The following is a 17,554-nucleotide window of genomic DNA, read 5'->3' on the forward strand; positions in this document are numbered from 1 at the left end:
ATCCCTCAGCCGAGACCTGGCTCACCCGTCCACAACCTCCCGAGACAGAACAGCTAGTCGTCCCGTACGGCGGGGTAGACGGTGTTCAGCAGGTGGAGCACGGTGCGCGTCAGCATCACGTGCAGGTCGCCGCGGCTGAGCGTGCCGCGCACCAGCCACTCCCGGGAGGCCGCCTTGAGCATGCCGCCGTGAGCGCGGATCATCGCCCGGAGCTTGTGCCGTCCCTCGGTGACGTCGGCCATCATCGCGGCCTCGAGAACGCGGTCGGTCGCGATCTCGTCCGCCTCCAGCATGATCCGGTCGATGTCCGGGTCGTTGCCGAGGGCTTCCAGCCCGATCGCCGACAGCCACATCTCCCGGTTGCGCTCGACGACTTCGAGCCACCGGTCGACGCAGATCGACAGCCGCTCCTCGGGGGTGGTCGGGGGCAGCCGCTCCGAGACGGAGGCCGGCACGACCATCATCTGCCGCACCACCTCCAGATAGAGCTGCCGCTTGCCGCCGAAGTAGTGGTTGATCAGCGCGCGGGCCACGCCGGCCTCGGCCGCGATGTCCGAGACGGACACCGTGGCGTAGCCGTTCGCCCCGAAGAGCCTGCGGGCGACGCCGAGGATCTCGGCGCGCCGGGCGTCCGGCTCCATCCTGCGTCGCTGTGCCTGGCGCCGACCGCCCATGCCGTGATCCCTCTCTCGTCATGTGTACATGGATGCGATCACCGAGGCGTGCAGCGTGTGGATGGCCTTCCGCCGCAGGCTGAGCTTCGGCGTCAGCTCCCCGGACTCCGCGGTCCACGGGCCGGCCACCACCCGGTATTTCTTCACCTGTTCCGCACGGGAGAGCGCCGTGTTGGCCTCCGCGACCGCCTTGTCGAGAGCCGCGAGCACCTCCGGGTGGCGCGACAGCTCCTCCAGACCGGAGGTGGCGATCCCGTTCGCGCGCGCCCAGAGCGGGGCCGCCTCCTCGTCGAGCACCAGCAGCGCGGTGACGTACGGGCGCCGGTCGCCGATGGCGACGGCCTGGGCGACCAGGGGGTGCGCCCGCAGCAGGGACTCGATCCTCGTGGGGGCGATGTTCTTGCCCCCGTCGGTGATGATGATCTCCTTCTTGCGGTCCGTGATGGAGACGATGCCCCGCTCGTCGACCGCGCCGATGTCGCCGGTGGGCAGCCAGCCGTCCGGGTCGGTCGCCGCCTCGGTGCCGCCGTCGGCCCGGAGGTATCCGGAGAAGACCACGGGGCCGCGCACGAACAGCTCCCCGTCGGCGGCCACCCTGACCTCGACGCCCGGCCCCGGGCGTCCGACCGCGCCCAGGGCGAACACCTCGGGTGTGCTGACCGTCGCCGCCCCGGTCGTCTCGCTCAGGCCCCACACCTCATACACCGGGAGTCCCACGCTCGCCAGGAACTCCACGACGGGGGAGGGGATCGGCGCGGCTCCGCTGAAGGCCCGGTGGCACTCGTCCAGCCCGACGGCCGCCCGGACAGGCCGCAGCAGCCGGGTGTCGAGCTGCTCCAGTGCCGCGTCGAGCTCCGCCGGTATGTCCTTGCCGGCGGAGCGCAGGCGGAACACCTCCAGCGCGACGCCCCGCGCCTGCGCGACCGCCGCGGCCTGCTCCTCGGGGAGCGTGCCGAGCTTGGCCCGCAGGCCGGCGGCGAGCTTCTCCCACACCCGGGGAACGCCGAAGAAGCCGTGCGGGCGCACCGCGAGCAGCGTCGGCAGGAGCTGCGCGGGGTCCGGACAGATGGTGACGTGGCCGGCGTTGCAGATGGGCAGGTAGATCCCGAGGACTCGCTCGGCGATGTGCGCCAGCGGCAGGTACGCCACCGTCCGTGGATGCTCCGGGACCGTGACGAGGTGGTCCTGCATCAGTGACTCGTAGATCACGTTGCGGTGGGTGAGCACCACGCCCTTGGGCTCGCCGGTGGTGCCCGAGGTGTAGACCACGGTCAGCGGCTGGTCCGCGGTGGCCGCGTCCGTGAGCACCTCGAACGCGTCGTCGTCGAGCGGTACCCCGGGCGGTGCCTCCGGCGGTACGCGCAGGTCCGCGTAGATGACGAAGCGCCGGTCGCCCGCCGGTACGACGCCCGGGTCGAGGACGACGACGGCGCGCAGGTGGGGCAGATCCTCCAGGACCGGCTGCCAGCGCCGCATCTGCTCCTCGCCCTCCAGGACCAGGACGGTGGCCGCACTGTGCCGGGCCACGAAGCGGATCTGCTCGGTGCTCAGCGTGTCGTACGTACTGCAGGACAGGGCGCCCAGGTGGATCGCGGCCAGGTCGGCGACCCAGTGCTCCAGCCGCTTGGACATCGCGATGAGCATCCGGTCGCCCCGGCTCAGACCGAGCGCGGAGAAGCCGCGGGTGAGGGCGGCGACCTCGCCGCGCAGCCGCGACCAGGACAGCGTCACCGCGTCCGGCCCGACCCCGGTGGTGAGCGCCGGGCGGTCGGCGAACTGCCGGGCGTTGCGGCGCAGCAACCCGGTGATCGTCAGCCCCTCGACGGACTGGTGCAGCTGCTCTGCTGTGGCCACGGCGGGCTCCCTCCATCGCGAACCGTGAACGGACTCCTGGAGCGGGCTCAGGGTGGACCCGTTGTTGTACGAGCGTCAATAGCGCGCGTACCAATCCATGGGCCCTGTGGTCCTGACCGGTTGGCGGTGCGTCAGCACTGTTGACGCGACGCCAGTACGCGCCTACGAGCGGGCGGGCCGCGGGGGCACGAGCATCGGGACGAGGAACTGCCGGGCCACCGCGCGCAGCTGCTCCTCGTCGTCGAGGTCGATGACGTGACTGGGGATCACCAGGAAGGACGCGGAGATCCGGACCATCATCTCGGCCACGACGTCCACGTCCACGTCACGGGAGACATGGCCCGCGTGCTGCTCCCGGCGGAGCCTGCCCGCGACGAACTGCCGCACGGCGGCCAGCGTACGGCCCCCGTCGCTGGTCATGGACGGCACGACGGCGTCCGGCTCGTCGGCCATCAGGCCGCCGATGAGGGGGTTGCGGCGGATGGCCCGCAACGAGCTCACGAACCCCAGGACGACCCGGTCGGCGACGGTCCGGGCGTCCTGGATGTCGACGATGAACTGGTCGAAGTACCGCCGGAACTCGCGCCGTACGACCTGCTCGACCAGTGCTTCCTTGGCGGCGAACCGGCGGTAGACGGTGATCCGCGAGACGCCGGCCAGCCGCGCCACATCCGCCATGGTGGACCGCTTGATGCCCATGCGGCAGAACTGCTCGTACGCGGCGTCGAGCAGGCGCGTGGTGATCTCGTCATCCTGGTCGGCGCCGTCGACGGCCTCGGTGAACGCGAGTTCCAGCAGCGACGGCGCGGTCGCTCTCCCTGATTCCACGGTTGCCTTCCCTGATTCTGTGCAGCCTCTGGCGTTCATGTCCCGGCTGTGCTCCTCTGGGCTCAACGCGGATACACGGATACGCAATGTGTTTCACCGTACCAAAGGAGTTCGGGGCAATGGACCCATTGAGCAGGCGCAAGATGCTGATCGCCGGCGGGGCGATGGGAGCGCTCGGGGCACTGGGCATGGCGGCGCCGGCTCAGGCGCGGTCCCTGTGGACGTGGTCGCCGAGCGGTTCGGTGGCGGGTTCGGGGCCGGGGGCGGACCCGAACTGGGTGTGGGACGAGGAGGCCGACCGGTTGCTCGCCTCCGTGATCGACCGGGGCGACGTGCCGAGGGTCAACCAGCTGCTGCGGTCGTGGACCCGTAACGACCAGCCGTTGCCGGACGGACTGCCCCGGGACCTGCGGGAGTTCATGGACAGGGCACGTCGGCTGCCGTCGTGGGCGGACCAGGACAAGCTGAACCTCGCGGCCCGGTTCAACAAGACCAGGGGCTTCTACCTCAATCTCCTCAACGGAGTGGGCGGCGGCATGCTGAGCACCGCGATCCCCAGGGAGGCGCGCGCCGTCTACTACTCCAAGGGCGGCGCCGACATGGAGGACCGGGTCGCCAAGACGAGCAAGCTCGGATTCGCCGTCGGGGACCTGAACGCGTATCAGCCCGACGGTCACATCGTGGTGGAAGCGGTCAAGACCCGGCTGGTGCACGCGGCCGTACGACACCTGCTGCCGAAGTCCCCCGGCTGGGCCCGGACCAGCGGCGGCCAGAAGATCCCGATCAGCCAGGCGGACATCCTGGTCACCTGGCACAGCCTGCCCACCTTCGCCATGCGCAAGCTGATCGAGTGGAAGGTCCCGATCACCCGCGCCGAGTCCGAGGCCTATCTGCACCTGTGGCAGGTGACCGCCCACCTGCTCGGCATCCGGGACGAGTACATCCCCGCCACCTGGGACGCGGCCGAGGCCCAGTCCAGGCAGCTCCTCGACCCGGTCCTGGGCCCCACGCCCGAAGGTGTCGAGCTGACCGACATCCTGCTGGGCCAGCTCGCCGAGCAGACCAGTCCCGGCAGCGTCGACCGGCCCCTGGTCAACGCGCTCGCCCGGTACCTGGTCGGTGACCAGGTCGCCGACTGGGACGGCATCCCCCGCGAGCCGTTCTGGGAGGCGGCCATCGAGGCCGCCTGGCCCAAGCTGGTGGCCTTCCGCGAGAGCCTGATCCCACTGCCACTGGTGCCGCAGCTCGCCTGGACGATCGACGAGGCGGTCCGCCAGTACATCATGTTCTACCTCACCAAGGGACGGGCCGTTCACATCGAGATCCCCGACGCCAACCGGTCGTTCTGAACCCCCGCGGTACGCGGCCGACTCGAGGAGGAATTCAGCATGGACGAACTCAGCAGGCGCAGGATGCTGATCGCCGGCGGGGCGATGGGGGCGCTCGGAGCGCTGGGCATGGCGGCGCCGGCTCAGGCGCGGTCCCTGTGGACGTGGTCGCCGAGCGGTTCGGTGGCGGGTTCGGGGCCGGGGGCGGATCCGAACTGGGTGTGGGACGAGGAGGCCGACCGGTTGCTCGCCTCCGTGATCGACCGGGGCGACGTGCCGAGGGTCAACCAGCTGCTGCGGTCGTGGACCCGTAACGACCAGCCGTTGCCGGACGGACTGCCCCGGGACCTGCGGGAGTTCATGGACAGGGCACGTCGGCTGCCGTCATGGGCGGACCGGGACAAGCTCACCACCGCGGCCCGGTTCAACAAGACCAAAGGGATCTACGTCGGTGCCCTGTACGGGCTGGGCAGTGGACTGATGAGCACCGCCATCCCCAGGGAGGCGCGCGCCGTCTACTACTCCAAGGGCGGCGCCGACATGAAGGACCGGGTCGCCAAGACCGCGAAGCTCGGGTACGACGTCGGGGACCTGGACGCGTACCAGCCCCAGGGCGCGATGATCGTGACCGCCGTGAAGACCCGGCTGGTGCACGCGGCCGTACGGCACCTGCTGCCGCAGTCCCCGGGCTGGTCCCGGACCAGCGGCGGCCAGAAGATCCCGATCAGCCAGGCGGACATCCTGGTCACCTGGCACAGCCTGCCCACCTTCGTCATGCGCAAGATGCTCGAATGGAAGGTACGGATCTCCCCCGCCGAGTCCGAGGCCTACCTGCACGTGTGGCAGGTGACCGCGCACATGCTCGGCGTCCGGGACGAGTACATTCCCGCCGACTGGGACGCGGCCAACGCCCAGTCCAAGCAGATCCTCGACCCCGCCCTGGGCCGCACCCCCGAAGGCGTCAAGCTGACCGAAGTGCTGCTCGACATCGTCGCCGAGCTCGACGGCGGCCTGACACGGCCCCTGGTCAGCGCGTTCTCCAGGTACACGCTCGGTGACCGGGTCGGCGACCTGATCGGACTGTCCGAGGAACCGTTCTGGGAGCCGCTGATCAGCGCCGCCTGGCCGCTGCTGGTGGCCTTCCGCGAGGGCCTGATTCCCCTGCCGCTGGTCCCGGAAGCCGCCTGGACCATGGAGGAGCTCATCCGCAAGTTCGTCCTGCTCTTCCTGTCCGAGGGGAAACCCATCAACATCGAGATCCCCGACGCGAACCGCCCCCAGGGATGAGCCCCCTTGACCTGACGAGTCACCAGACGGTCACATGGGGTCCGTCGCGCATCGCGACCATGCCGCCGGCCCGGCCGGGCCGGCGGAACAACTGGCGGAGGGCGCCCGTCGATGACCAGAGCCGATCGTCCGACTCAGCCGCAGTCCGGTACGCATGACATCGGGCGGCGCCGGTTCCTCGGCTACGTACTGGCGGCCCCGACCCTGGTGGCCGCAGCCGAACTCGGTCCGGCGCCGGAGGCCCAGGCGCAGATCCCTTCGCCGGACCTCACGGAGTTGCTCGACCTCAACGACGTGATGACCGCGGCGGCCCTGCCGACCTCGAACCTGATCACGGTCGAGGTCAACCGGGACGGCACCGTGTCGTTCGCCCTGCCGAGGGCCGAGGTCGGCCAGGGCATCACCACGTCGACGGCCATGCTGATCGCCGAGGAAATGGACGTACCGCTGGAGCACGTGCGCGTCACCCTGGCCGACGCACGACCGGAACTGGTGTTCAACCAGCTTACCGGTGGCTCGAACACCACGATCTCGACCTACGTCCCGATCCGGGTCGCCGCCGCCGTCGCCCGGGGCCGGCTGCTGGAGGCCGCGGCGATCGAACTGGGCGCGGCGGTCACCGACCTCACCCTGCAGGCCGGGGTCGTCACCGACCTCGTGGGCCGGAGCATCGGCATCGGCGCGCTCTCCGAGAAGGCCGCGGGCGTACGGACACGGCAGGTGTCCGTGGAGCTCAAGCCGAGCGAGGAGTTCACCGTCATCGGCCGGCCGCACAACCGTGTCGACGCGCTCGCCGCGGTCACCGGGCGCAAGAAGTTCACGATGGACCTCGACGTCCCGGACGCCAAGCCCACCATGGTGTGCCGCCCGCCCACCATCAACGGCACGGTGCGATCGGTGGCCAACCTCGACGAGGTCCGCACCATGCCGGGCGTCACCGACGTCGCCGTGATCTCCACCGGGGTGGCGGTGCGCGCGGAGACCTTCGGCCAGTGCATCGACGCCGTACGCGCCCTTCGGGTGTCGTGGAAACCCGGTACCGCGGAAGGCAAGTCCGACGAGTCCGTGCTGGGGGAGTTGCGGGCCGCCGAGCTGCCGCTCGGGTTACCGCCGCTCACCCCGACCGTGGAGTCCACGTTCACCTTTCACTTCCGCAGCAACAGCGCGCTGGAACCCAACTGCGCGATCGCCGACGTGCGCCCCGACCGCGCCGAGATCTGGTCGTCGCTGAAGTCACCGATCGTCGCCCAGCAGACCATCGCCGCCAGGCTCGGGCTCCCGCTCCGCGCGGTCACCGTGCACGTCACGGAAGGCGGCGGCTCCTTCGGGCGCAAACTCTTCTTCGACGCGGCGCTGGAAGCCGTCGAGATCTCCCGCCGGATCGGCAAACCCGTCAAACTCATGTGGCACCGCGCCGACGACTCCCGGCAAGGGCGCACCCACCCCATGGCCACCTCCCGCGTACGGGCCTCGTACGCCGGCAACACCGTGCTCGGCTACCACCAGCGGCACACCAGCGTCTCCACCGACCTCGGCCATGGACTCGGCGAGATCTTCACCGCCATGGCGGCGAAGCTGCCGGTGGGCGACATCGGTTTCTCGCAGACGTTCTTCCACCTGTCGCAGTCGATGCCCTACGACTTCGGCGTCAGCAGCCGGCTGCTCAGCGAGACCGACAAGGGCTTCAACACCGGGAGCATGCGCAACGTGTACTCCCCGGACGTCACCTGCGCGCGGGAGCTCATCGTCGACCGGCTCGCCGCGAAGATGGGCAAGGACCCGTTCCGGTTCCGCCGCGAGTTCCTCCGCGACGACCGTTCCCGGGCGGTGCTGGAGAAGGCCGCCGAAGCCGGGAACTGGGGCCGGCCGATGCCGGCCGGCATGGCGCAGGGCATCGCCTTCCACTCCGAGTACCACGCCGTCAGCGCGGTGCTGGTGGAGATCGACTGCCGGCCCGAGACGGTCGACCGGCCGATCCGCGACGGCGTGGCCGGACCGCGCGTGACCAAAGCCGTCGTCGCCGTGGACGTCGGCCTCGCCGTCAACCCGCGCGGTCTGGAAGCGCAGATGATGGGCTGCGTCATGGACGGCATCGCCCTGACCCTGACCGCCGGCCTGCACCTGCGGGACGGGTACTTCCTCGAGGCCAGCTGGGACAACTACTTCTACACCCGGCAGTGGAACACGCCGCCGGAGCTGCAGATCATCATCATGCCGACCACCACCGGCGAACCCGGCGGTGCCGGCGAGCTCGGCGTCGCCGCGTCGACGGCCGCTGTCGCCTGTGCCTACGGCCGCGCCACGGGGACCATGCCCACCACCTTCCCGATCAACCACGGCACACTCTCCTTCGTACCCAAACCGACCGTGCCGCCCATCCCCCCGTCGCCCACCGACGGCCTGGACCACGTCCGCTGACAGCTTGGAGATCCCGTGCCCGAGCACACTTTCCGCCTCAACGGCGAACAGGTCACCGTCGACGTCGCCGACGACGTGCGACTGCTGTGGGTGCTGCGCGACGTCCTGGGCGTCACCGGACCGAAGTACGGGTGCGGCATCAACGTCTGCAAGGCGTGCACCAGCCACCTCAACGGCAAGGCCGTCAACCCCTGCGCGATCCCCGTGAAGGACCTGCGGCCGACCGACGAGGTCACCACGATCGAAGGCCTCCCGGCCACGGTGGACGCCGACCTGCACCCGATGCAGCAGGCCTGGCTCGACCAGGACGTGGCCCAGTGCGGCTACTGCCAGCCCGGCCAGATCATGGCCGCCGTCGCCCTGGTCCGCCGGGCCGCCGAAGAAGGCCGCACGATCACCGAGACCGATCTCGACGGCATCCGCAACATCTGCCGCTGCGGCACGTACGTCCGCATCCGCGAAGCGATCAAGGCCGGCGCCGAGAACATGTGACGCGACGATCGACCGGGAGAGGCACCACCCCCTTGGATCCACAGGCAAGGCCCTTGATCGCCATCCCCGCCCGGTGCGCTGCCACGGCCTCCGGCCTGCGCTTCGCCGCCGAGGTCAACGCCCGCGCCCTGGTACGGGCGGTGTGGCGGGCCGGCGGTGAGCCGGTCAGCATCCATCCGGCCGAGCCCGCCGATGTGCCGGTCCGGCTCGGCCGGTTCGACGGGGTACTGCTGCCCGGTGGGGGAGACCTCGCCCCACACCACTATGGCGGCGTCTGCGCCTGCCGGGACGACGACTCGGGCATCAACACCGAGCAGGACGGCTTCGATCTGGCGGTGGCCCGGTACTGCCTGGACGCCGGACTGCCCCTGCTGGCCGTCTGCCGCGGCCTCCAGGTGGTCAACACCGCCCTCGGTGGGTCGCTGGAGAACATGGACGGCCCCGGACACGAGCACCGGCACTTCAGGCACCAGGTGGTGACACAGCCGGATTCCGTGCTGGAACAGGCGATGGGCGCGGGAGCCGTCACGGTTTCCTGTGACCACCACCAGCGGGTGGCGCGTACCGGAAGCGGCGTGACGGTGACCAGTCGCGCCGGCGACGGCACCGTCGAGTCCCTCGAAGTGCCGGGTGCGTCCGGCTGGTTCGTCGCGGTCCAGTGGCACCCCGAGGACACTGCCCATGAGGACCCGGCCCAACAGGGTCTGTTCGACGCCCTGGTGAGCCACTCATCCTGATTTCGGTGCTCTCCTGGCCGTGTGGACGACGCCGCAGAGCACGGCGATGGCGGTGACGAAGAGTGTGAGTATCAGTGACCGGCTGGTCGCGGTGTTCAGTGCCATGGCTCCGATGATGGTGAGCAGGGCGGCGAGGACGACGAGATCGAGGTACGGGTACCACCACATGCGCACCGTGAGCCGGTCGGGGCACTCGCGCTGCATCCGGGCCCGGGCACGCAGGTGGGTCACGGTGATGGCGAGGTAGATGATGACGGCGATGGAGCCGGAGGAGCTCAGCAGGAAGTCGAATATGACACCGGTGGGCAGGAAGTAGTTGGCCACGACGGTGATGAGTCCCACGGCGGAGGCCAGCACGATGGCGGGGACGGGCGCTCCGTTGGGTGCCGTGCGGCAGAGGAGCCGTGGCGCTTCACCTCGGTGGGCGAGGCTGTAGAACATCCGCGAGGAGGAGTACAGACCGGAGTTGAGGCAGGACAGGATGGCGGTCAGCAGCACCGCGTTCATGATCGATGACGCGCCGGGCACGCCGAGATGGTCCAGGACGGCGGTGAAGGGACTTTCGGTGACTGCCGTGGTGTTCCAGGGCATGAGCGTGACGACGACCGTGATGGCCCCGATGTAGAAGAGCAGGATGCGCCAGATCACGCTGCGTATGCCCGCGCGGACCGCCTCCGCGGGCTGGGTGGCCTCTCCGGCAGCGATGGTGATCGCCTCGGTCCCGAAGTAGGAGAAGAAGACGATCAGGGAGGCCTGGAGCACGGGGAGCCAGCCGTTGGGGGCGAATCCCCCCTGCCCCGTCAGATTGGCGAGCCCGGGGGCGGAGTGGCCGGGCAGCGCGCCGAGGATGGCGGCGAGACCGATCAGCAGGAAGACCGTGATGGCGGCCACCTTGATCATGGCGAACCAGAACTCGAAACTGCCGTAGGACTCCACCCGGCAGAAGTTGACGGCCATCAGGGACGCCATGACGATCAGGGCCGCGAGCCACGGGGGTAGTCCGGGAAGGAACTGGCGGGCTATCACACCGGCGGCGACGGCCTCGAACCCGATGACCACGCACCAGTGGTAGGCGTACAGCCAGCCGACCGCCAGCCCCGCCCACGGGCCGAGTTCCCGGCCGGCGTAGCTGGAGAACGATCCCGTCTCAGGCTGCGCCACGGACATCTCGCCGAGCATGCGCATCACCAGGACCACCAGCGTGCCGACGGCCGCGTACGCCACCAGCACGGCGGGGCCCGCCTGGGATATGGCCTTGCCGCTGCCGACGAAGAGGCCGGCGCCGATGACACCACCGATGGCGATCATGACCATCTGACGGGTGCGCAGCGCCCCCCGCAGGTGTGTGGTCTTGTCGTCGGCGGTACCGGCCGGTCCTGAGGGGTCCTTGTGGTCAGTGTTCACGCGGCTGTTCATTCGACCTCCTGCCTCGGTGCAGCGGGCGCAGGACATCGAATGCGGTCGCGATCAGCTCGATGTGGTCATCGATGTCGCCGACTGCGTGGTTGCTCACGGCCAGATGGGTCGCCCCCGCACGCTTCCAACGGTAACCGTAGTGCGCCCATTCGTCGCGTTGAGTGAGGTGGGTGAGAAGCCGGGCCTCGATGCCGAAGGCCGACCGGTCCCGCCCCGCCGCGTCGACTCCGGCCAGCAGCTGTGCGATCAGCCGCTCACCGTGTCCCAGGCGCTTGCCGAGTACGGCGGACATCGTGAACCCATCGGCGAGTGCGGCGATCCGGCGCATCGCCCGCTGCGGCGGGACACCCATCGAACGCGCCGTTCCGCCCCCCATCCACAGCGGGATGCTCCGGCGGGGCCGCGGGACCAGGCCGGCTCCGGACAGCCGGACATGTCTGCCGTGGAAATCGACCGCGTCCTTCGCCCACAGCAGCCGCATCGCCTGGACCTGCTCCTCGAACAGCTCGCCGCGAACCCCCGGCTCCACGCCGTGGGCGAGGAGTTCGCCGGCGTCCCAGCCGACGGCCACGCCCAGCCGCAGGCGCTGCCCGCTGAGCCTGTCGAGCTCGGCGGCCTGCTTGGCCGCCAGGGGCGCGGGCCGCAGCGGCAGCAGCAGCATGGCGGACACCAGCTCGATGCGCGAGGTCACCCCACTCAGAAACCCGAGCACCGTGGACGACTCGTACGCCGGACGGGGGGCAGCACGGAGCGAAAGGGCCGATCCGTGGCCGACCGCGAGGACGTGTTCGGCGACGGCCAGGTGGTCGTACCCGATGTCCTCGGCCGCCTGGGCGAAGGCACGGATCCCCCCGGGGTCCGCGCAGGGGGGCAGGTCGCATCCGAGACGCACGTCTCCTCCGCTCTCACCGGGCTCACTTGCGGAAGGCGGTCGGGTCGGCCGCGTGGACGTGGATCGCTCTGGGCCGCTCCGCGAGCAGGAGCATGGAGTTCAGCGCGCGGCGGATGTGCCGCTCGGTCTCCCGGCCCGTGTCGGTCGCGGTGATGTGCACGTCCAGAACCGTGCTCCCGTCGTCGTCGACCGCCAGTCGCGGGTCGCAGTGCACGACGCCGGGGATGGTGTGCGCCACCTGGCGCAGCGTGCGCAAGGAGACCTTCTCCCCCCGTACGACGACGAAGTCCGACAGGCGGCCCTGGAAGTACAGGTAACCGTCCTCGTCGATGCGGAAGACGTCCCCGGTGGCGATGACCCCGGGGCGGACGAGGCCCCGCCGCCGCCCGTCGTCGGTGTCACCCACGTGGTCGATCAGCGCGGTGTCGGACGCGATGAGCAGCTCGCCGGATCCGTCCGCGTCGACGGGGGTACGGAGGCGTGGGCGCACCCCGGGCAGGGGCAGGCCGACGGAGGCGTGCCGCCGCGGGGGTTCGGCGTGCGCCGCCAGGGTGGAGACCCGGGGGCCGGCCTCCGTCAGACCGTAGGTGAGGTACAGCTCGCCCCCGGCCCGCAGCCGCAGCAGGGCCTCGACGTCCCGCGTGCCGAGCTGGTCCCCGCCGACTGTCAGGGTGCGCAGGTGAGGGGGGAGGGAGTCGAGCGAGGCCAGCACCTGACGGACGAGCGTCGGCGTGATCGAGGAGTGGGTGACCGCATGCCCGCTCACCGCCGCCGCATAACTCACGGGGGAGAACGGAGGCCCCGAAACGACCAGCCGGGCGCCGCGGACGTACGCGGCGAGCACCTGCGCGACCATCGCGTACGAGTAGTGGAGCGGCAGGCTCACGAGGACGACGTCGGAAGCGGTCATGTCGACCGAGGCGGCGTGACGGCGCGCGTTGAGCAGCAGGGAGTCCAGCCGGTGCAGGCACGCGCTGAACATGCCGGACGTACCGGAGGTCGGCATCAGGACGTCGCCGGCGCTGTAGGGGGAGGGCCCGTCACCGTCCAGCAGGACCGCCTGCGTGCCGCGGCCCACGGGGCGGGCGCGACGGGAACCGTAGCGTTCCGGCTCGGTCCGGGTGGTCACGACCGCGCGGGCTCTCAGGCGCTGGGCGATGCCGCGTACCCGGGCGGAGGGGGTGGCCGGAGGCAGGGCGAGTGGGACCAGCCCCAGCAGCAGGGAGGCCAGGTACACCTGCACCATGTGGACGCTGTTGGACAGGCACAGGATCACCGCGCTCCCGGGTGGAAGCCCCAGCTCGGCCAGACCACTGCGCGTGGCGTCCATCGAGAGTGGAGACGGGGGAGACATGGCTGCCCGCACATCGGTGCTGCGGGCCAGCCAGTCGGCCACCCGGGCCTCGTCCAACTGGGGGACGGGGCCCGGGCGGGACAGGAATGCCTTCGTCACTTCTGCTCCGATGCCATGACGGTAGCGGTGGCGGCAGCGGCGCCGGGTTCGGCGAGCAGCGCACGGATGCGCGCCGGAGAGGACGCGTGCGCGGCGGGGCCGGCGTCCGAGGCGTGGGGGCCGCCCAGGATGACGCACCGCGTGTGGTGTGCGCCGTCTCGGACGGCGTGCGCCACGCACACGGCGTAGCGGGCCTGGCCGGAGGACAACCAGTGCTCCGCGACGGACAGTGCCGTGTCCGCCGCGGTGTCCGGAGCCATGGCGAACACCAACGAGGGGCCCCGGAACGTCCACTGGATGCACGGCAGACCGGCGAGAAGACCCGGATTGGCACCGGCGAACTTCAGCGGTGACACACGGGAGCGTCCCGCCGCGCCGGCGATGGTCTCCATGGTGGGCCGGGTGCACGTCTCGCTCATGGCGATGACGCCGACCTCGTCCGGCGTGTGCAGGATGCCGGCACCCTCCGCACGGAGTGCCCGAGCGACGGTGGAGGTGGTCAGCCATGCCACAGGATCGGCGTAGAAGGAGGGGCGGTTGGCCGAGCCGGCACGCGGGTCCTCCACGCACAGCGCCGCGGTGGCGATCAGTGTCAGGCCCCGGACGGGGGGTGCGCCGCTGGGGGTCATCGGGTTCCGCCTCCCTCCGTGAAGAGCAGACACGTGTTGAACCCGCCGAAGCCGAGGGTGAGGCTCGCGCCCACCGTGCCGGTCGTCCGTCGCGGGCCGTCGGCGGGCAGCCACGCGGACACCTCGGGAAGCGGGGCGCGCAAGCCCGGTATCGGCGGCACCTCCTTGTGCCGTAGCGCCAGCACCGTCGCGACCGCCTCGATCGCGCCGGTGGCGCCAAGGCTGTGCCCCAGCGCCCCTTTGGTACCGAACAGGGTGGGGCCGGGAGCGTCCTCGCCGCCGAACATCCGGCCGAGGCTTTCGCTCTCGACCCGGTCGTTGAGGGGCGTGCCGGTGCCGTGGACGCTGACCACCCCGACCTGCCGGCGGTCGACGCCGGCGCCGTCGAGACAGCGCCGCACGGCCGCCACGATGCTACGGCCGGACGGATCCGGGGCGGTCAGGCCGGCGGCGTCGTTGGCTGCCCCCGTACCGCACAGCCGGGCGTGCGCCCGGGCGCCGCGTGCGTGGGCCGAATCCGGGGCCTCCAGGACGAGGAGGGCGGCGCCCTCGCCGAGGACCGTGCCGTCGTGGCTCTCGTCGAAGGTGCGCAGGCCGCTGGGGCTCATGGTGCCGAGGGCGGAGTGCCCCAGGCGTTTGGCCTCGGACACCACGTCCACCCCGCCCGCCACGCAGACGCGGCTGCGGCCCGAGCGGATCAGGACGTCCGCGACGGCCAGGCTGTCGGACCCGGCCGAGCAGGCGGTCGTCACGCACACCGGCGGGTGGGGATGACCGATCCGTTCCGCGGCCCAGGACGCCCAGCCGGACAGCGAGCCGCCCCCGGCCGTGTCGAGGAACCCGCCGAAGCTGGTGCCGAGCACGAGCGTCACCCCCGGATCGTCCGGCGCCAGTCCGGCGTCCGCGAACGCCGCCCGCAGCGTGCGTACCGCGAGCGCACGCTGCCGCTCCTCCGGGTCACCGCCGTACGGTACGCACGGGACCACCGCCGCCAGCGTGCTGCGCAGCCGGTGCGGGGAAGGGACGGGAGCCACGCCCGTGTCGCCCGCGCACAGCCGCTCCCACACACCCTCCAGGTCCTCGCCCAGGGGCGTGGTCCAGGCCATGCCGGTGATGACCGGGGCGGCCGGGTGGACTCCGGCGCCGGCCGTGTTCACCACAGCGGCCGTCCCATCGTGCCGATCTTCGCCCGGCTCATCGTGCCGCGGAAGGCGGCGACGGGGCGGCCCTCGACGGTCACCGAGGAGGAGAACAGGAACGCGTTGCCGCGAAAGCTGTCCGCGCGCACGTCGAGGATCACCTGGTCGCCGGGGACGACGACGCTCTTGAAGCGGGCCTTGACCGTGCCGACCAGCGTGACCTCGTCGTCGGCGAGCGGCTCGGTGCTGAGCTGGTAGAGCAGTACCCCCGACTGGGCGAACGCCTGCATCAGGTGACTGCCGGGCAGGATCACGCCGGGCATCAGCTCCCGCTCCGGAAGGTGCCCCGCCATGACGTCCAGCTGGCTGGACACGGCCAGCAGGCTCTTGAGGAAGACGCCGGGTTCGTGATCGACGACCCGGTCGATGAACAGCCGGGGGTGCCGCCCGCGCACCAGTTCCTTGATGGCGGAGATGCCCAGCGCACGCTCGGTGCGAGGCTTCTCCTGTGCCTCATCCTGCATCGGTCGCGATTCCTTTCAGTGCGAGCCGACCTGCTGACGGCAGCGGTATGGCGCGCCGGGAGCCGGTGTCCACAGCGGCGAAGGTGAGCGTTCCCGACGCCAGGGGGGTACGGGATCCATCGGCTTCCTCGCGCGACAACGTCACGCCGATGCGGAACGAGGCTCCGCCGACGTGCTCCACGCACGCGTGCCCCACGATCAGGTCCCGGTACGCGGCACTGTGGGCGTAGGACACCCGCAGTCGGGTGACCACGAGCTGGGCCCCGTCTTCGAGGAAGGCGGAGAGTCCCGCTCCCCGGCTCTCCAGGAACTCCAGCCCCGCCGTCTCCATCAGCGAGGTGTAGCGGGAGAAATGGACGATGCCGGCGGCGTCCGTGTCGACGTGCTCCACGCGCGCCCGGTAATCGACGACCGGCGGGTGACGGTGCGTCATACCACGGCCCGGAAGGCCACGGTGCCCGCGTGCAGCCGTCCGACGATCTCGTCGGCCTGGTCCTGCGTGGTGATCAGCGCCGGCGCGACGCGCATCGTGGGGTGCACATACCTCAGGCCCCGCGACCGCTTTCCGGCGCCCGCCATGAACTCGACGTACACACCCGCACGGATCAGGTGCTCCCGCAGGGTGGTGAGCCGGTCGGAGGCCGCACCGGTCAGCTCCACGCCGTGCATCACGCCGGTTCCCCTGACCTGGTGGTAGACGTCCGGGAACCGCTCGACCAGCTCCGTGGTCAGCCGCTTCGTCAGGTGGGCGCCGAGGTGTGCGGACCGCTCCAGAAGCCGCTCGCGGACGATGAACTCCAGGCCGTCCCGTATGACCGCGCATGTCATCGGGCGCAGATCGGATGTGGCCACGGTGCCCGACCCGCGGACCCCCAGCCGGCGCCTGGCGATCACCATGGACGTGGACAGCGCACCCATGCCCAGGTACTTGCCGATGACCGTGATGTCCGTCGGCACCGGCCCCTCGTCGTCGTGCATGGCGAAGAACCGTCCCGACTTGGCGAACGTGAGCACCTCGTCGGCGACGAGCAGGACGTCCTGGGCCGCGCACAGCTCCGACAGCCGCCTGAGATAGCCGGGCGGTGGCCGCAGTACGCCGGCGTCACCCTGGATGGGCTCGACGAAGACGGCGAGCAGACGGTCGCCATGGTCCGTGACGTACTCCTCCAGCGCCTCCGAGTCGCCGAAGGGTATGTGCTCCACCCGGACGCCGTACGGGTCCAGGGGGGAGGGCCCGGGCAGGCCCACGCGGTAGTGCCGCCGGTTCAGCAGGGGCAACAGGCCGTCGCTCCAGCCGTGCCACGCCCCTTCGAAGGCGAGAATCGTGTCGCGCCGCTCGCGCCCGGCGCGGTAGCGCAGCGTCCGCGTGTCGAACCGGGACTCGAGCACCAGCCGCAGGGCCATCTCCATGCCCTCCGATCCCGAGTTGCGGCCGCTGACGTGGTACTCGTCGGCCGGGAAGTGGGAAGACCACAGGCCGTCGGGGCCGAAGAGCCGGGTCAGGAGCGCGGCACGCTCGTGTGAGACGACTTCGTCGGTGGCGTAGCCGGTCTCCATGACGGCGCGGCGCAGCGCCTGCCGCACGACCTCGTGACCCGCGCCGAGGCCCGCGCTGGCGTACCCGCCGCTGGCGTCGATCAGCCGCAGGGTGGTGCCCCGGCGGTCGGGGGAGAGGTCCACGGCCTCGATCTCGATGCCGTGACCACCGAGGAAGGCGAACGGCAGCCGTGGCCGGCCGTAGTGGTTGAAGTGGAGCTCCTGGCCGGTGAGAAGGCGGTGGAGATCGTCACCGGCGATGTGTGAAGCTCGGACAGGTGCGGACAAGGGACCTCCCCGTTCGGATGCCGCGAGGGCATTCAGGTGCCGCGTGGAATCGTTCCGGC

At 70.9% G+C, this 17,554-nt stretch carries 16 protein-coding genes; 5 read left to right on the forward strand and 11 right to left on the reverse strand.

Annotated features, from left to right (window positions below; all coding sequences use genetic code 11):
• Window positions 1-53: 53 nt before the first annotated feature.
• From BKD26_RS26475 to BKD26_RS26485, 3 genes are all read right to left on the reverse strand, one after another.
• Entirely contained in the window at window positions 54-674 is a 621-nt protein-coding gene (locus BKD26_RS26475) for a TetR/AcrR family transcriptional regulator (RefSeq protein WP_241518853.1), read from the reverse strand.
• A gap of 18 nt (window positions 675-692) precedes the next feature.
• Window positions 693-2,528, reverse strand: coding sequence for an AMP-dependent synthetase/ligase (locus tag BKD26_RS26480; protein WP_084902981.1), 1,836 nt, complete (start codon window positions 2,526-2,528; stop codon window positions 693-695).
• Between the two features lie 162 nt (window positions 2,529-2,690).
• Complete coding sequence (locus BKD26_RS26485; RefSeq protein ID WP_241518854.1) at window positions 2,691-3,356, reverse strand: TetR/AcrR family transcriptional regulator; 666 nt, start codon at window positions 3,354-3,356, stop codon at window positions 2,691-2,693.
• Window positions 3,357-3,475: 119 nt separating this feature from the next.
• Between BKD26_RS26485 and BKD26_RS26490 the strand changes: the two genes are divergently transcribed.
• The 5 genes from BKD26_RS26490 (at window position 3,476) to BKD26_RS26510 (ending at window position 9,618) form a co-directional block, all read left to right on the forward strand.
• Window positions 3,476-4,705, forward strand: coding sequence for an oxygenase MpaB family protein (locus BKD26_RS26490; protein ID WP_084902984.1), 1,230 nt, complete (start codon window positions 3,476-3,478; stop codon window positions 4,703-4,705).
• 39 nt (window positions 4,706-4,744) lie between these two features.
• On the forward strand, window positions 4,745-5,971 hold the full coding sequence (locus tag BKD26_RS26495; RefSeq protein ID WP_084902986.1) for an oxygenase MpaB family protein: 1,227 nt from the start codon (window positions 4,745-4,747) through the stop codon (window positions 5,969-5,971).
• A 111-nt stretch (window positions 5,972-6,082) separates the two neighbouring features.
• Window positions 6,083-8,389 carry a molybdopterin cofactor-binding domain-containing protein gene (locus BKD26_RS26500; protein ID WP_084902989.1) on the forward strand — a complete coding sequence of 769 codons (2,307 nt, stop codon included), beginning with the start codon at window positions 6,083-6,085 and terminating at the stop codon, window positions 8,387-8,389.
• A 15-nt stretch (window positions 8,390-8,404) separates the two neighbouring features.
• Window positions 8,405-8,881 carry a (2Fe-2S)-binding protein gene (locus BKD26_RS26505; RefSeq protein WP_084902991.1) on the forward strand — a complete coding sequence of 159 codons (477 nt, stop codon included), beginning with the start codon at window positions 8,405-8,407 and terminating at the stop codon, window positions 8,879-8,881.
• A gap of 53 nt (window positions 8,882-8,934) precedes the next feature.
• Window positions 8,935-9,618: a gamma-glutamyl-gamma-aminobutyrate hydrolase family protein gene (locus BKD26_RS26510; RefSeq protein WP_241518855.1), complete on the forward strand. Its 684-nt coding sequence runs from the start codon at window positions 8,935-8,937 to the stop codon at window positions 9,616-9,618.
• Here BKD26_RS26510 and BKD26_RS26515 read toward each other — a convergent pair.
• From BKD26_RS26515 to BKD26_RS26550, 8 genes are read right to left on the reverse strand one after another with little or no spacing between them, the layout of a single operon-like run.
• The gene (locus BKD26_RS26515; protein ID WP_206603719.1) at window positions 9,610-11,022 is read right to left on the reverse strand and encodes an amino acid permease; all 1,413 of its coding nucleotides are present in this window, start codon (window positions 11,020-11,022) and stop codon (window positions 9,610-9,612) included. The two genes, BKD26_RS26510 and BKD26_RS26515, sit on opposite strands and share 9 nt — an antisense overlap.
• Window positions 11,012-11,926 carry a TIGR03619 family F420-dependent LLM class oxidoreductase gene (locus BKD26_RS26520; RefSeq protein WP_084902999.1) on the reverse strand — a complete coding sequence of 305 codons (915 nt, stop codon included), beginning with the start codon at window positions 11,924-11,926 and terminating at the stop codon, window positions 11,012-11,014. The genes BKD26_RS26515 and BKD26_RS26520 overlap by 11 nt, the downstream gene beginning before the upstream one ends.
• Before the next feature lie 22 nt (window positions 11,927-11,948).
• A complete protein-coding gene (locus tag BKD26_RS26525) occupies window positions 11,949-13,379 on the reverse strand; it encodes a class I adenylate-forming enzyme family protein (protein WP_241518856.1) in 1,431 nt (476 codons plus the stop codon).
• Entirely contained in the window at window positions 13,376-14,008 is a 633-nt protein-coding gene (locus BKD26_RS26530) for a beta-ketoacyl synthase N-terminal-like domain-containing protein (RefSeq protein WP_084903002.1), read from the reverse strand. The genes BKD26_RS26525 and BKD26_RS26530 overlap by 4 nt, the downstream gene beginning before the upstream one ends.
• Window positions 14,005-15,168, reverse strand: a complete 1,164-nt coding sequence (locus BKD26_RS26535; protein WP_241518857.1) for a beta-ketoacyl synthase N-terminal-like domain-containing protein — start codon at window positions 15,166-15,168, stop codon at window positions 14,005-14,007. Before BKD26_RS26535 ends, BKD26_RS26530 begins: the two co-directional genes overlap by 4 nt.
• Window positions 15,162-15,671 (reverse strand): hypothetical protein, encoded by a 510-nt coding sequence (locus tag BKD26_RS26540; RefSeq protein WP_084903004.1) that lies wholly within the window; start codon window positions 15,669-15,671, stop codon window positions 15,162-15,164. Before BKD26_RS26540 ends, BKD26_RS26535 begins: the two co-directional genes overlap by 7 nt.
• Window positions 15,661-16,104, reverse strand: a complete 444-nt coding sequence (locus BKD26_RS26545) for a thioesterase family protein (protein WP_084903007.1) — start codon at window positions 16,102-16,104, stop codon at window positions 15,661-15,663. Before BKD26_RS26545 ends, BKD26_RS26540 begins: the two co-directional genes overlap by 11 nt.
• Window positions 16,101-17,495 carry an aminotransferase class III-fold pyridoxal phosphate-dependent enzyme gene (locus BKD26_RS26550; RefSeq protein WP_084903009.1) on the reverse strand — a complete coding sequence of 465 codons (1,395 nt, stop codon included), beginning with the start codon at window positions 17,493-17,495 and terminating at the stop codon, window positions 16,101-16,103. The genes BKD26_RS26545 and BKD26_RS26550 overlap by 4 nt, the downstream gene beginning before the upstream one ends.
• Window positions 17,496-17,554 lie beyond the last annotated feature (59 nt).

The sequence above is a fragment of the Streptomyces sp. CB03238 genome, from assembly GCF_002099185.1.
Taxonomy (GTDB): Bacteria; Actinomycetota; Actinomycetes; order Streptomycetales; family Streptomycetaceae; genus Streptomyces.

Coding starts and splice junctions, on each gene's coding strand:
- BKD26_RS26530 (WP_084903002.1), bottom strand. CDS start 14,008: ATGACCCCCAGCGGCGCACCCCCCGTCCGGGGCCTGACACTGATCGCC.
- BKD26_RS26490 (WP_084902984.1), top strand. CDS start 3,476: ATGGACCCATTGAGCAGGCGCAAGATGCTGATCGCCGGCGGGGCGATG.
- BKD26_RS26545 (WP_084903007.1), bottom strand. CDS start 16,104: ATGACGCACCGTCACCCGCCGGTCGTCGATTACCGGGCGCGCGTGGAG.
- BKD26_RS26495 (WP_084902986.1), top strand. CDS start 4,745: ATGGACGAACTCAGCAGGCGCAGGATGCTGATCGCCGGCGGGGCGATG.
- BKD26_RS26500 (WP_084902989.1), top strand. CDS start 6,083: ATGACCAGAGCCGATCGTCCGACTCAGCCGCAGTCCGGTACGCATGAC.
- BKD26_RS26540 (WP_084903004.1), bottom strand. CDS start 15,671: ATGCAGGATGAGGCACAGGAGAAGCCTCGCACCGAGCGTGCGCTGGGC.
- BKD26_RS26475 (WP_241518853.1), bottom strand. CDS start 674: ATGGGCGGTCGGCGCCAGGCACAGCGACGCAGGATGGAGCCGGACGCC.